11 protein-coding genes are annotated in these 14,390 nt (G+C 70.3%); all 11 read right to left on the bottom strand.

The window, feature by feature from the left end:
- Positions 1-9: 9 nt before the first annotated feature.
- The 11 genes from nuoN to O7604_RS07695 all read right to left on the bottom strand — a co-directional run bounded on the left by nuoN (position 10) and on the right by O7604_RS07695 (position 14,360).
- On the bottom strand, positions 10-1,563 hold the full coding sequence (gene nuoN / locus O7604_RS07645) for an NADH-quinone oxidoreductase subunit NuoN (RefSeq protein WP_269702825.1): 1,554 nt from the start codon (positions 1,561-1,563) through the stop codon (positions 10-12).
- Entirely contained in the window at positions 1,560-3,092 is a 1,533-nt protein-coding gene (locus O7604_RS07650) for an NADH-quinone oxidoreductase subunit M (protein ID WP_120572072.1), read from the bottom strand. Before O7604_RS07650 ends, nuoN begins: the two co-directional genes overlap by 4 nt.
- 64 nt (positions 3,093-3,156) lie before the next feature.
- Positions 3,157-5,046 (bottom strand): NADH-quinone oxidoreductase subunit L, encoded by a 1,890-nt coding sequence (gene nuoL, locus O7604_RS07655; RefSeq protein WP_269706939.1) that lies wholly within the window; start codon positions 5,044-5,046, stop codon positions 3,157-3,159.
- Between the two features lie 79 nt (positions 5,047-5,125).
- Entirely contained in the window at positions 5,126-5,425 is a 300-nt protein-coding gene (gene nuoK / locus O7604_RS07660; protein WP_013283611.1) for an NADH-quinone oxidoreductase subunit NuoK, read from the bottom strand.
- Complete coding sequence (locus tag O7604_RS07665) at positions 5,422-6,192, bottom strand: NADH-quinone oxidoreductase subunit J (RefSeq protein WP_269702828.1); 771 nt, start codon at positions 6,190-6,192, stop codon at positions 5,422-5,424. The genes nuoK and O7604_RS07665 overlap by 4 nt, the downstream gene beginning before the upstream one ends.
- A complete protein-coding gene (gene nuoI, locus O7604_RS07670; RefSeq protein WP_013283609.1) occupies positions 6,189-6,836 on the bottom strand; it encodes an NADH-quinone oxidoreductase subunit NuoI in 648 nt (215 codons plus the stop codon). The genes O7604_RS07665 and nuoI overlap by 4 nt, the downstream gene beginning before the upstream one ends.
- Before the next feature lies 1 nt (position 6,837).
- Positions 6,838-8,193 carry an NADH-quinone oxidoreductase subunit NuoH gene (gene nuoH, locus O7604_RS07675; RefSeq protein ID WP_269702830.1) on the bottom strand — a complete coding sequence of 452 codons (1,356 nt, stop codon included), beginning with the start codon at positions 8,191-8,193 and terminating at the stop codon, positions 6,838-6,840.
- Positions 8,190-10,631: an NADH-quinone oxidoreductase subunit G gene (locus O7604_RS07680; protein ID WP_269702832.1), complete on the bottom strand. Its 2,442-nt coding sequence runs from the start codon at positions 10,629-10,631 to the stop codon at positions 8,190-8,192. Before O7604_RS07680 ends, nuoH begins: the two co-directional genes overlap by 4 nt.
- Complete coding sequence (nuoF, locus tag O7604_RS07685; RefSeq protein ID WP_281579252.1) at positions 10,631-11,947, bottom strand: NADH-quinone oxidoreductase subunit NuoF; 1,317 nt, start codon at positions 11,945-11,947, stop codon at positions 10,631-10,633. The genes O7604_RS07680 and nuoF overlap by 1 nt, the downstream gene beginning before the upstream one ends.
- Positions 11,944-13,038: an NADH-quinone oxidoreductase subunit NuoE gene (gene nuoE / locus O7604_RS07690; RefSeq protein ID WP_269702836.1), complete on the bottom strand. Its 1,095-nt coding sequence runs from the start codon at positions 13,036-13,038 to the stop codon at positions 11,944-11,946. Before nuoE ends, nuoF begins: the two co-directional genes overlap by 4 nt.
- Positions 13,035-14,360 carry an NADH-quinone oxidoreductase subunit D gene (locus O7604_RS07695; protein WP_269702838.1) on the bottom strand — a complete coding sequence of 442 codons (1,326 nt, stop codon included), beginning with the start codon at positions 14,358-14,360 and terminating at the stop codon, positions 13,035-13,037. The genes nuoE and O7604_RS07695 overlap by 4 nt, the downstream gene beginning before the upstream one ends.
- Positions 14,361-14,390: the final 30 nt, after the last annotated feature.

The following is a 14,390-nucleotide window of genomic DNA, read 5'->3' on the forward strand; positions in this document are numbered from 1 at the left end:
TCACCTCTGTCATCTGACGAATTCGGCGGCACCGGTCGTCAGGTCGAGCAGCGGACCGGGCACCACGCCGAGGACCAGCGTGGCGAGCACGCCGATGACCAGCGCGGCCGAGGTGAGCGCCCCCGGCACGGTCACCGTCGGGGTGGACTCGCCCGGCTCGGAGAGCCACATCATCACCACGACCCGCAGGTACGGGAAGGCCAGCACCATGCTGGTCAGCACGCCCGCGATCACCAGCCACGCCTGGTTCGCCTCCAAGGCCGGGCCGAAGACCGCGAACTTGCTGGTGAAGCCGCTGGTCAGCGGGATACCGGCGAAGGCCAGCAGGATGAACGTGAAGATCGCCGCGAAGAACGGCGAGCGGCGGCCCAGCCCGGCCCAGCGGGACAGGTGGGTGGCCTCCCCGTCGGCGTCGCGCACCAGCGTCACCACGGCGAACGCGGCGAGTACCGAGAAGCCGTACGCGGCCAGGTAGAACATGGTGCCGGAGAGCCCTTCACGGCTCGGGGACAGCACACCGACGAGCAGGTAACCGGCGTTCGCGATCGACGAGTACGCCAGCAGGCGCTTGATGTCGGTCTGGGTGACCGCCAGCACCGCGCCGACCAGCATGGTCAGCACCGCGATCGCGCCGAGCACCGGGGTGAAGTCCCACGAGGCCCCGGCGAACGCGACGTGGAAGACGCGCAGCAGCGCGCCGAACGCGGCGACCTTGGTGCAGGCCGCCATGAAGCCGGTCACCGGGGTCGGCGCGCCCTGGTAGACGTCCGGCGTCCAGACGTGGAACGGCGCGGCGGCAGCCTTGAACAGCAGGCCGATGGCGAGCAGCGCCATGCCGGCGAACAGCAGCACCGGGCTGGCCGGCGACTCGGTGACCGCGGCGTGCACGGTGGCGAAGTCTACGCCGGCCGTGCGACCCGGGATCCCGGAGGTGAAGCCGTAGATCAGGGCGACACCGAACAGGAAGAACGCCGAGGCGTACGCGCCGAGCATGAAGTACTTCAGCGCCGCCTCTTGGCTCAGCAGACGCCGGCGGCGGGCCAGCGCGCAGAGCAGGTAGAGCGGCAGCGAGAAGACCTCCAGCGCGACGAACATGGTCAGCAGGTCGTTCGCCGCCACGAAGATCAGCATGCCGCCGATCGCGAACGACATCAGCGGGTAGACCTCGGTGGCGCCACCGACGCCCTCGGCCTGCCGGCGGTCCTCCGCCGACTCGGCGGTGACCGCGGCGTGCGCCACGAAGGCGCCGCCCCGCTCCACGGTGCGCTCGCCGACGAGCAGCAGCGCCATCACCGCGAGCACCAGGATGGCGCCCTGCAGGAACAGGGTGGGTCCGTCGATCGCGATGGCGCCGCCGATGGTGATCAGCCGGTCGTCGGAGTTCAGGATCACCATGACGATCGCGGCGAGCATCGCCACCAGGGCGAGCCCGAGTTGCACCGCGTTACGCAGGCGGCGCGGCACGAACGCCTCGACCAGGACCCCGAGGAGCGCCGCGCCCAGCATGATCAGGATCGGAGCGAGCGCCGCGTAGTCGATCGACGGCAGCTTGAGCTCGGTCATTTTGCGGCCTCCTGGACGCTGCCGACCTCAGGGGCGGGGTCGGACTTGCCGACGTCCTGCATGGTCGCCTGGACGGCGGGGTTGATGACGTCGGTGACCGGCTTCGGATAGAAGCCGAGCAGCACGATCAGCGCGATCAGCGGCGCGACGACCACCTTCTCGCGCAGGGTGAGGTCGCGGCGCATGCCCTCGACCTCGGTCAGCGCCGGGTTCAGCGTGCCCTGCGTGGTGCGCTGCACCATCCACAGCACGTACGCCGCCGCCAGGATGATGCCCAGCGTGGCGATCACCGCGACCGGCTTGTTGACGGTGAACGTGCCGATCAGCACCAGGAACTCGGAGACGAACGGCGCGGTGCCGGGTAGCGCCAGCGAGGCGAGACCGGCGAAGAAGAGCACACCGGCCAGCACCGGCACGAGCTTGCCCGCGCCGCCGAAGTCGCTGATCAGCGCCGAGCCGCGCCGGGCGATCAGCATGCCGACCACCAGGAACAGCAGGCCGGTGGCCAGGCCGTGGTTGAGCATGTAGAGCACCGCGCCGGTGCCGGCCTGGGTGGTGAACGCGAAGATGCCGACGCCGATGAACCCGAAGTGCGCGATCGAGGTGTACGACACCAGGCGCTTCAGGTCGTTCTGGCCGACCGCCAGCAGCGCGGCGTAGATGATGCCGATGACGCCGAGCGCCAGCGCCCACGGCGCGAACCAGCGCGACGCCTCCGGGAACAGCGGAAGGCAGTAGCGCAGGATGCCGAACGTGCCGACCTTGTCCAGCACGCCGACCAGCAGCGCGGCGGCACCGGCCGGGGCCGCCCCACCGGCGTCCGGCAGCCAGGTGTGGAACGGGAAGAACGGCGCCTTGATCGCGAAGGCGACGAAGAAGCCGAGGAACAGCCAGCGGGCCGTGTCGGTGGCGAACTCCGCCTGGCTCAGCGCCTGCCAGTCGAAGGTCTTCCCGCCGACCACCCAGAGGCCGATCACCGCGGCCAGCATGAACAGACCGCCGACCAGCGAGTAGAGGAAGAACTTCACCGCCGCGTACTGCCGCTGGTGGCCGCCGTAGCTGCCGATCAGGAAGTACATCGGCACCAGCATGACCTCGAAGAACACGTAGAACAGGAAGACGTCGGCGGCGGCGAAGACGCCGATCATCGTGCACTCGAGGACGAGCAGCAGCGCGAAGTACGCGGGCACCGAGCGCTTCGACGCCTCGGCGTCGTGCCAGGACGCCAGGATCACCAGCGGCACCAGGATCGCGATCAGCATCAGCATGACCAACGCGATGCCGTCCACCTCGAAGGTGAAGCTCACGCCCCAGTTCGGGATCCACGGGTACGACTCGCGGAACTGGAACCGGTCACCACCGGCGGAGAAGGCGAACCACATCACCACCGAGAGCACCAGCACCAGCAGCGACCAGCCGAACGCCACCAGCTTGGCCAGGTCCGGACGGCTGCGGGGCAGCAGTGCCACCACCAGGGCGCCGACCAGCGGCGCCACGGTCAGCACCGAGAGGAACGGGAAGTTGGACATTATTCGGCCTTACCTCCGTCGTGACTGCGTGGCCCGCCGGCGGGGGCGGCCGCGTTGAGGTCGATCACGCCAACCACCCCGCCTGCACCGCGAGGAACGCCGCCACCACGAGCAGCGCGCCGGTCAGGATCGAGGTCGCGTACGACCGCACGAAGCCGGTCTGGAGCCGCCGGAGCCGGCCCGAGCCCCCGCCCACGGCGGCGGCCAGGCCGTTGACCAGCCCGTCCACGCCCCGGTTGTCGAGGAACACCAGCGCCCGGGTGAGGAAGATGCCCGGCTTCTCGAAGACCGCCTCGTTGAAGGCGTCCGTGTAGAGGTTCCGGCGGGCGGCGGTGACCACCACGCCGGCCGGCTGCGGCTCGGTGGCCGTACCGGAGCGGAACAGGAACCAGGCCAGCCCGGCGCCAAGCACGGTGACCAGCAGCGACAGCGCGGTGAGCAGCCAGTGCGCCAGCACCGGCGCGTGCTCCCCGCTCTCGCCGCCGAGCCCGTTGGTGGCGGTGAGCCAGTCCGGCACGGAGGTGGCGAGCAGGAAGCCCGCGCCCACCGAGCCGATCGCCAGCAGGATCAGCGGGATGGTCATCAGCTTCGGCGACTCGTGCGGGTGCTCGATGTCCTCGGTCCAGCGCTTCGGCCCGTGGAAGGTGAGCACGAACAGCCGCGTCATGTAGAACGCGGTGAGCCCGGCGCCGAGCAGCGCGGCCATGCCGAACAGCCAGGCCGTCCAGCCCTCCCGCTCGAACGCGGCCACGATGATCGGCTCCTTGGAGAAGTAGCCGGAGAACGGGAACATGCCGATGATGGCGAGCCAGCCCATCATGAACGTCAGCCAGGTGACCTTCATGTACTTGGACAGCCCGCCGAAGCGGCGGATGTCCACCTGGTCGTTCATGCCGTGCATGACCGAGCCGGCGCCGAGGAACATGTTGGCCTTGAAGAAGCCGTGCGCCAGCAGGTGCACGATGGCCAGCGCGTACGCCGCGCCGCCGAGACCGACGCCGAGGAACATGTAGCCGATCTGGCTCACCGTCGACCAGGCCAGCACGCGCTTGATGTCGTCCTTGGCCGCGCCGATGATGCAGCCCATCAGCAGCGTGAGCGCGCCGACGCTGACCACCACGAGCTGGAGCGTCTCGTTGGCCGAGAAGATCGCGTTGGAGCGGGCGATCAGGTAGACGCCGGCGGTGACCATGGTGGCCGCGTGGATGAGCGCGGACACCGGGGTCGGGCCCTCCATCGCGTCCGGCAACCACGCCTGCAGCGGGAACTGGCCGGACTTGCCGGCCGCGCCGAGCAGGAGCAGCAGCCCGAGCACCAGCACGGTGGTCGAGGTCATCGAGCCGACCCCGTTGAACACCTCGTCGTACTGGGTGGTGCCGAGCATCGCGAACATGATGAAGATGCCGATGGCCAGGCCGGCGTCGCCGACCCGGTTCATCAGGAACGCCTTCTTGCCGGCGGTGGCCGCGCTGGGCCGGCCGTACCAGAAGGAGATCAGCAGGTACGACGCCAGACCGACGCCCTCCCAGCCGAAGTAGAGCATCACGTAGTTGTTGCCGAGCACCAGCAGCAGCATGGCGGCGACGAACAGGTTGAAGTACGCGAAGAACAGCCGCCGGCCCGCGTCGTGCGCCATGTACTCCACGGCGTAGAGGTGGATCAGGAAGCCCACCCCGGTGATCAGCAGGACGAAGACCGCGGCCAGCGGGTCGAAGAGCAGACCGAAGTCCACCCGCAGGTTGCCGACCGCCATGAAGTCCCAGAGGCTCAGCTCGACCTGCTTGTTCTCCAGGCCGCGGAGCTGGAAGAAGTAGGTGAGCCCGAGCACGAAGGCGGCGCCGATGGCGCCCACACCCAGCCAGTGGCCCCAGCGGTCGGCCCGCTTGCCGAGCAGCAGCAGGATCGCCGCGCTGACCAGCGGGATCGCCACCAGCAGCCAGACACTGCCCAGCATCCCGTCCGCCGTGGCGAAGGTGACGGCTTCGGCTGGCTCAGACTGGGCGATCGTCAGAATCTGTTCCACCACGAGCCCCTCAGTACTTCAGCAGGTTGGCGTCGTCGACGCTGGCCGAGCGCCGGGTCCGGAAGATCGCCATGATGATCGCGAGCCCGACCACGACCTCGGCCGCCGCCACCACCATCACGAAGAACGCCATGATCTGGCCGTTCAGGTCGCCGTTGATCCGGCTGAACGTGACCAGGGTCAGGTTGGCCGCGTTGAGCATCAGCTCGATGCACATGAACAGCACGATCGCGTTGCGCCGGACCAGCACGCCCACGGCGCCGATGGTGAACAGCACCGCCGCGAGGATGAGGTAGTAGTCCGGGGTCATTTGTCAGTCCCCTTCGGTGCGGTCTCCTCGGCCGTCAGCTCACGCACCGGCATGATCTCCGGGATGCTGCGGTCGGTCAGCCGGCCGTCGGGCAGACGGGCCGGGGTGGCCACCGAGGAGGACGTGGCGTAGACACCCGGGCCGGGCTTCGGTCCGGGGTAGTTGCCGGGACGGAACCGCGCCTTCATGGTGGCGATCTGGTCCATCCGGTCCGCCTTGCGCCGCTCCACGTGCGCCAGCACCATCGCGCCGACGGCGGCGGTGATCAGCAGCGCCGAGGTCAGCTCGAAGGCGAAGACGTACTTGGTGAACAGCAGCCGGGCGATGCCCTGCACGTTGCCCTCACCGTTGGCCTCGTCGAGCCCGACCGCCTGGACGCCGTCGAGCGCCCGGTAGAGGCCGGTGCCCACCAGACCGGCGAAGCCGAGCCCGAGGACCACTGCCGCGACCCGCTGGCCGCGCAGCGTCTCGATGAGCGAGTCGGACGCGTCCCGGCCGACGAGCATCAGCACGAACAGGAACAGCATCATGATCGCGCCGGTGTAGACGATGATCTGCACCATGCCGATGAACGGCCCGGCCTGGAGCACGTAGAACACGCCCAGGCAGAGCATGGTCAGCACCAGCCAGAGCGCGGAGTGGACCGCGTTGCGGGCCCACACCATTCCGATCGCCCCGAGCAGGGCCAGCGGCGCGAGGATCCAGAAGGTGACCTCCTCACCCCCGGACACCTGGCCGGCGGCGGCGAGCACCGTAGCCGAGGTCATGCCTTGCCTCCCTTGCCCGCCGCGGCGGCGGACCGCTGCTCGGCCTGCTCGGCGCCGGGGAAGGTCACACCGGGGTGCTCCTCCACCTGGTACCGGCCGGGGCCCATCGGCGAGCGCTCGGCGCCGGCCGAGGTGCCCGGGTTGGTGAGCGCGCCGACGTAGTAGTCCTTCTCGCTGTCGCCCAGCCGCATCGGGTGCGGCGGCTGCTCCATGCCTTCGAGCAGCGGCGCGAGCAGCTGCTCCTTGGTGAAGATCAGGTCCTGCCGGTTGTCCCGGGCCAGCTCGTACTCGTTGCTCATGGTGAGCGAACGGGTCGGGCAGGCCTCGATGCAGAGCCCGCAGAAGATGCACCGGGCGTAGTTGATCTGGTAGGTGCTGGCGTACCGCTCACCCGGGGAGAAGCGCTGCTCCTCGGTGTTGTCGCCACCCTCAACGTAGATCGCGTCGGCCGGGCAGGCCCAGGCGCACAGCTCGCAGCCGATGCACTTCTCCAGCCCGTCCGGGTGCCGGTTGAGGATGTGCCGCCCGTGGTAGCGCGGCGCCGAGACCGGCGGCTTGAACGGGTAGTCGGTGGTGACGACCTTCTTGAACATGTGCGAGAAGGTGACACCGAAGCCCTTGAACGTTCCGGTGATCGCGCCCACGTCACACCTCCCTGGAGTCCGGGCCGGCGACGACGTTGGCCGGCTCCCGCTCGGCGAGCACGCGCTTGGTACGCGGGCTCGGCGGAACCTGAAGATCCATCGGCGGCAGCGGGAAGCTGCCGTACGGCCGGGTGTCCGCCTGCTCCTGGAGCGACGGCTTCAGCTCCTTCTTCCGCGACGGCCAGAAGAGCGTGATCAGCAGCAGCACGCCCGCGCCGACGGCGGTGACGAGCAGCCGGTCCCGGGCCTGCCAGTCCTCGATCGAGCGCAGCCCGGCGAGCACCATGATCCAGACCAGGTTCAGCGGCAGCAGCACCTTCCAGCCGAAGCGCATGAACTGGTCGTACCGGAGCCGGGGCAGCGTGCCGCGCAGCCAGACGAAGACGAACACCAGCAGGATGACCTTGCCGAAGAACCACAGCATCGGCCACCAGCCCTCGTTGGCGCCCGACCAGATGGTGATCGGCCACGGCGCGTGCCAGCCGCCGAGGAACAGCGTCACGGTGAACGCCGACATGGTCACCATCGCGACGTACTCGCTGAGCATGAACAGCGCGAACTTCAGCGAGCTGTACTCGGTCTGGAAGCCGGCCACCAGCTCCGACTCCGCCTCGGGCAGGTCGAACGGCGCCCGGTTCGTCTCACCGACGATGGCGATGAAGAACATGATGAAGCTGGGCAGCAGCAGGATCGCGTACCAGCCGGGCGCGGCGAGGTCGAAGCCGCCGATGCTCAGCCGGGTGCCGTCGCCCTGCGCGGCGACGATCCCGCTCGTCGACATGGTGCCGGCGGTCATGAAGACCGCGACCACGCTCAGGCCCATGGTGACCTCGTACGAGACCAGCTGGGCCGCCGAGCGCAGGCCGCCGAGCAGCGGGTAGGTCGAGCCGCTGGCCCAGCCGCCGAGCACGATGCCGTACACGGCGAGCGAGGAGAAGGCCAGCACCACCAGCACCGCCACCGACACGTCGGTGACCTGCAGCGGCGTCCGGTGCCCGAAGATGCTCACCATCGGCCCGAACGGGATCACCGACAGCGCGGTGACCGCGCAGACCACCGAGATCACCGGGGCGAAGAAGTAGACGACCTTGTCGGCCTTGCGCGGGAGGATGTCCTCCTTGAAGGCCAGCTTCACGCCGTCCGCGAGCGTCTGGAGCAGACCGAACGGGCCGGCCTGGTTGGGGCCGGGCCGGACCGCCATGCGGCCGACGACACGGCGCTCGAACCAGACGCCGAGCAGCGTGGCCGCCACGGCGACGACGAACGCGAACAGGATCTTGCCGAGGACCAGCCACCACGGGTCCTTGCCGAAGTCGGCAAGCGTCGGGTCCTGCGCCGCGAGGATGACGGGGTTCACTGCACCCACCTTTCGTTCCCGACTGCGGAGACGCTCACCACGTCGCCGGACGTCGCGCCGAGGCCACGCCGCACGGTGGAGCCGGGTGAGTTGGTCGGCAGCCAGACGACGCCGTCGGGCATCTCGGTGATCGCCGCCGGCAGCGTGATAGCGCCGCGGTCGGTGCCCACCGTGACCGGGTCACCGTCGGCGACGCCCAGCGCCTCGGCGGTGCCCTTGCCGAGCCGGACCACCGGCGGGCGGGCGGTGCCGGCGAGGTGCTCGTCGCCGTCGGTGAGGCTGCCCAGGTCGATCAGCTGGTGCCAGGTGGCGAGCACTGCCTCGCCCGGTCCGGGCTGCCGCACGGCGGCCGCCTCGACCGAGGGCGCCGACGGGCGCTCGACCCGGGTACGCGGCAGCGCGCCCAGCTCGCGCCGGATGCTCGGCACGTCGCCCGTGCCCAGCCGCACGTCGAGCTGCGCGGCGAGCGCGTCCAGGATGCGGGCGTCGGTCATCGCGCCGGTGTCCAGCACCTTCTCGAACGTGCGCAGCCGGCCCTCCCAGTCCAGGAAGCTGCCGGCCTTCTCAACCACCGGCGCGACCGGCAGAACCACGTCGGCGCGGCGGGACACCGCGCTCATCCGCAGTTCCAGGCTGACCAGGAACGGCACCGCGTCCAGGGCCGTCTCGGCCAGACGCGGGTCGGCCAGGTCGGCCGGGTCGACGCCAGCCACCACCAGGGCGCCGAGCTGACCGTTCGCGGCGGCGCTGAGGATGCCGTCGGTGTCGCGGCCAGCCTGGCTGGGGATCACCCCGGCCGGGATGTCCCACGCCTCGCCCAGTTCCGCGCGCGCGGCCGGCTCGGTGACCACACGGCCGCCGGGGAGCAGGTTCGGCAGGCAGCCCGCGTCGACAGCGCCGCGGTCACCCGCGCGCCGCGGCACCCAGACCAGCCGGGCACCGGTACGCCGGGCGACGTCCGCCGCCGCCGACAGCCCGCCCGGCACCTCGGCCAAGCGCTCGCCGACGATCAGGATCGCGCCGGGCTGCCCCAGCGCCTCGGCCACCGTGGCGTGCTCGGCCAGCACGCCGGCCTCCTCGCCGGGCACCACCCGGGCGAGCTTCGCCCCGAGCTTCTCCAGGCCGCGGGTCGCGAACGGCGCGAGCGCGTACACGGTGAGCTTCTTCTTCAGGTACGCCTTGCGCAGCCGCAGGAAGAGGATCGGGCACTCCTCCTCCGGCTCGAGGCCGACCAGCACCACGGCGGGCGCGTTCTCCACGTCCGTGTAGGTCACGTCGGTGACCCCGGCGACGCTGCTGGCCAGGAAGTCGGCCTCCTCGCGGGAGACCGGGCGGGCCCGGAAGTCGATGTCGTTCGTGTGCAGCGCGATGCGGGCGAACTTCGCGTACGCGTAGGCGTCCTCGACGGTGAGCCGGCCGCCGGTCAGCACCGCCGTGCCGGTCGCGCCGTCGCGGGCCGCACGCAGCCCCTCGGCGGCCCGGGTCAGCGCCTCGCTCCAGGACGCCTCGCGCAGCTCACCGGTCTTCTCGTCGCGCACCATCGGGGTGCTGATCCGGTCGAACGCGCGGGTGTACTGGAAGCCCCAGCGGCCCTTGTCGCAGTTCCACTCCTCGTTCACCGCCGGGTCGTCGCCGGCCAGCCGGCGCAGCACCTTGCCGCGCCGCCAGTCGGTGCGCTGGGCGCAGCCGGCCGAGCAGTGCTCGCAGACGCTGGGCGTGGAGACCAGGTCGAACGGGCGGGCCCGGAACCGGTACTGCGCGCCGGTGAGCGCGCCCACCGGGCAGATCTGCACGGTGTTGCCGGAGAAGTACGAGTTGAACGGGACGTCACCGGCGTCGCCGTCCTCGCCGTACTCCTCGTCCCGGTAGATGTTGATCTCCTCGTGCGAGGAGCGTCCCATCAGGTCGATGAACTTGTCCCCGGCGATCTCCTCGGAGAACCGGGTGCACCGCTGGCAGAGCACGCAGCGCTCGCGGTCGAGCAGCACCTGGGTGCTGATCGGCAGCGGCTTCGGGTACTCCCGCTTGTGCTCGTGGAACCGCGAGTCCGTCCGGCCGGTGGACATCGCCTGGTTCTGCAGCGGGCACTCGCCGCCCTTGTCGCACATCGGGCAGTCCAGGGGGTGGTTGAGGAGCAGCAGCTCCATCACCCCCTCCTGGGCCTTCTTGGCGACCGGGGAGGTGAGCTGCGTCCGCACCACCATGCCGTCGGCGACGGTCTGGGTGCAGGAGGCGACCGGCTTGCGCTGGCCCTCCACCTCCACCAGGCACTGCCGGCAGGCGCCGGCCGGGGCCAGCAGCGGGTGGTCGCAGAAGCGCGGGATCTCGGTGCCGAGCTGCTCGGCGACGCGGATCAGCAGCGCGCCCTTGGGCGCGGTGACCTCGACGCCGTCGATGGTCAGCGTGACGGTCTCGGTCTGCTTGGCTACGTCGGTCATCAGTGCGCCCCTACCAGGGTCTTCTCCGACAGCTTCGGAGCGGTACGTCCCTCGATGTAGTCGAGGTAGTCCTGCTTGAAGTACTTCAGCGACGAGGTCACCGAGCTGGTCGCGCCGTCACCCAGACCGCAGAACGAGCGGCCGAGGATGTTGTCGCAGGTGTCGAGCAGGGTGTCCAGGTCCTCGTGGGTGCCCTGGCCGGCCAGGATGCGCCGGTAGACCCGGACCATCCAGTAGTTGCCCTCCCGGCACGGGGTGCACTTGCCGCACGACTCGTGGTGGTAGAACTCCAGCCACCGGTAGGTCGCGTACACCGGGCAGTCCTGGTCGGAGAAGATCTGCGTAGCGGTGGTGCCCAGGATCGAGCCGGCCCCCGCCACCCCCTCGAAGTCCAGCGGCACGTCCAGGTGCTCGGCGGTCAGCAGCGGCGTCGACGAGCCACCCGGGGTCCAGAACTTCAGGTTGTGCCCGGGCTTCATCCCGCCGGCCAGCTCGATCAGCTCGCGCAGCGTGATGCCCATCGAGCACTCGTACTGGCCCGGGTTGGCGATCCGGCCGGACAGCGAGTAGATCATCGGGCCGGACGACTTCTCCGTGCCCATCGTCTTCCACCAGTCCGCGCCACCGAGCACGATGTACGGCACGCTGGCGATGGTGCCGACGTTGTTCACCACGGTCGGGCTGGCGTACAGGCCGTGGGTCGCCGGGAACGGCGGGCGCAGCCGGGGCTGGCCGCGGAAGCCCTCCAGCGAGTCCAGCAGCGCGGTCTCCTCACCGCAGATGTACGCCCCGGCGCCGGAGTGCACCACCAGGTCCAGGTCGAAGCCCGAACCGAGGACGTTGCGGCCGAGATAACCCTTGGCGTACGCCTCGTCGACAGCGCTGCGCAGCCGGCGGGCGGCGTGCACCGCCTCACCGCGGATGTAGATGTACGCCCGGTTGGCCCGGATCGCGTACGAGGCGATGATGACGCCCTCGACCAGCGAGTGCGGGTCGTAGGTCATCAGCGGCAGGTCCTTGCAGGTGCCCGGCTCGCCCTCGTCGGCGTTCACCACCAGGTAGTGCGGCTTGCCGTCGCCCTGCGGGATGAACCCCCACTTGAGACCGGTCGGGAAGCCCGCGCCGCCCCGGCCGCGCAGTCCGGAGTCCTTGATCAGCTGGATCAGGTCGTCCGGGTGCGCCTTGAGCGCCTTGCGCAGGGCGGCGTAGCCGTCCAGCTTCTCGTAGGTGCCGAGCCGCCACGCGTCCGGCGAGAGCCAGCGCTTGGTGAGCACCGGCGTGAGCTTGGCCAGCGTCTCCGGCCGAGGAGTGGTCACTTCCGGACCCCCGATCCGTTGGCGTCCGCCGGGTCGGCGCCGTCCGCGCCCGTACCGGACTCCGCTTCCTTGAGGTTGCGCTCCTGCGCGCCGGCGTCGTCGCCGGCGGGCTTGCCGTCGCCGGCCGGCGGGTTCGCCGCCGCGCCGGCCGCCTCCGCCGCCCGCGCGTCGCGCGGCGCCGGGGCCGGTCCGTCCACCGGGACCTTGGTGCCGGGGGCGTCCGGCACCGGGGTGCTCGCGTCCGGCTGCCGGGTCTCGGCGGTACGCACCTGCGGCGACTTGGCGTCCGGTGCCTTCACGTCCGGCGCGGTGCTGCCGGAGGCCGCCTTCGGCTCGGCCGGCTCGGGCGCGGGGGCCGGTTTCGCGGCCTCGGCCTTCGCCTTCGCCTCGGCGGCGGCCCGGTCGGCCTCGGCCTTGCTGCGGATCGGGGTCTTCGGGTCGAAGCCCGGCACCGAGACGCCGTGCTGCTCGGCCAGGCGCAGGCCGCGCAGGCTCGGCTCGCCCGGCCCGCCGTCGGCCACCGCGCCGTCGCGCTCGTCGGCGAAACCGGCGAGCTGGACCGCCATCTCCTTGAGCGTGCAGAGCCGCGCCCCACGGGTCGGCATCGGCCGGCCGCCGGCACGCAGCTCCTCGACCACGTCGAGCGCGGCCTGCGGCTCCACGTTGTCGAAGAAGTCGTAGTTGACGGTCATCACCGGGCCGTAGTCGCACGCCGCCAGGCACTCGGCGTGCTCCAGGGTGATCTTCCCGTCGGCGGTGGTCTCCTCGTGCCCGACGCCGAGGTGCTCGGCCAGGGTGTCGTAGACCTTCTGTCCGCCGAGCACGTCGCACATCGTGTTGGTGCAGACGCTCACCAGGTAGTCACCGGTCGGCTTGCGCTTGTACATGGTGTAGAAGGTGGCGACGGCGCCGACCTGGGCCTTGTTGAGCCCGAGCACCTCGGCGCAGAACTCGACACCGGCCGGGGAGACGTAGCCCTCCTCGGACTGCACCAGGTGCAGCAGCGGCAGCAGCGCCGAGCGGGACCGGTCCGCCGGGTACCGGGCGATGATCTCCCGCGCCCGGGCGCGAGTCGTTTCGGAAAAACTCATCGGTCACAACCACCCATCACGGGGTCCAGCGAGGCGCCGCCGGCGATCACGTCGGCGATCAGGCCGCCCTCGGCCATCGCCGGGAGGGCCTGGAGGTTGACGAAGCTCGGCTCCCGGTAGTGCACCCGGTAGGGCCGGGTGCCGCCGTCGGACACCGCGTGTACGCCCAGCTCGCCGCGGGGCGACTCGATGCCGACGTACACCTGGCCCGGCGGAACCCGGAAGCCCTCGGTGACGAGCTTGAAGTGGTGGATCAGCGACTCCATCGACTGACCCATGATCTTCGCGACGTGCTCGAGCGAGTTGCCCATGCCGTCCACGCCGATGGCGAGCTGCGCCGGCCAGGCGATCTTCTTGTCGGAGACCATCACCGGGCCGGGCTTCAGGCGGTCCAGCGCCTGCTCGATCAGCTTCAGCGACTCGCGGATCTCCGCGACCCGGACCAGGTAGCGGCCCCACACGTCACCGTCGGTGTGGGTCGGCACGTCGAACTCGTACGTCTCGTAACCGCAGTACGGCATCGTCTTGCGCAGGTCCCAGGCGAGGCCCGCGGACCGCAGCACCGGGCCGGTGACGCCGAGCGCCATGCAGGCGGTCACGTCGAGCACCGCCACGTGCTGCGTACGCTCCAGCCAGATCGGCTGGCCGGACAGCAGGTTCTCGTACTCCTTGAGCCGCTTCGGCATCAGCTGGAGGAAGTCGCGGATCTTGCGGATCGCGTCGTCCGGCACGTCCTGCGCCACACCGCCCGGCCGCACGTACGCGTGGTTCATCCGCAGGCCGGTGATGGTCTCGAAGATGTCGAGGACGTACTCCCGCTCGCGGAAGCCGTACAGCATCATGTTGATCGCGCCCAGCTCCATGGCGGTGGTCGCCAGCCAGACCAGGTGCGACGAGACGCGGTTGAGCTCCATCATCAGCACGCGGATGGTGGTCGCCCGCTCGGTGATGTCGTCGGTGATGCCGAGCAGCTTCTCCACCGCGAGCGCGTACGCCGTCTCGTTGAACAGCGGCGAGAGGTAGTCCATCCGGGTCACGAACGTCGAACCCTGGACCCAGTTGCGGTACTCCAGGTTCTTCTCGATGCCGGTGTGCAGGTAGCCGACGACCGAGCGGGCCTCGCGGACCGTCTCGCCCTCCAGCTCCAGGACCAGCCGGAGCACGCCGTGGGTGGACGGGTGCTGCGGACCCATGTTGACGACGATCCGCTCGTCGTTGATCGGGTCCGTGCCGGAGACGACCTCGTCCCAGTCCCCGCCGGTGACGGTGAAGACCTTGCCCTCGGTCGTCTCGCGCTCGGTCGCGTAGTTCGACGTGCTCACAGTGCCAACCCTCCGATCGCGGCTGCGGGG

This window comes from Micromonospora sp. WMMA1947 (genome assembly GCF_027497355.1).
In the GTDB taxonomy this organism is placed as follows: Bacteria; Actinomycetota; Actinomycetes; order Mycobacteriales; family Micromonosporaceae; genus Micromonospora.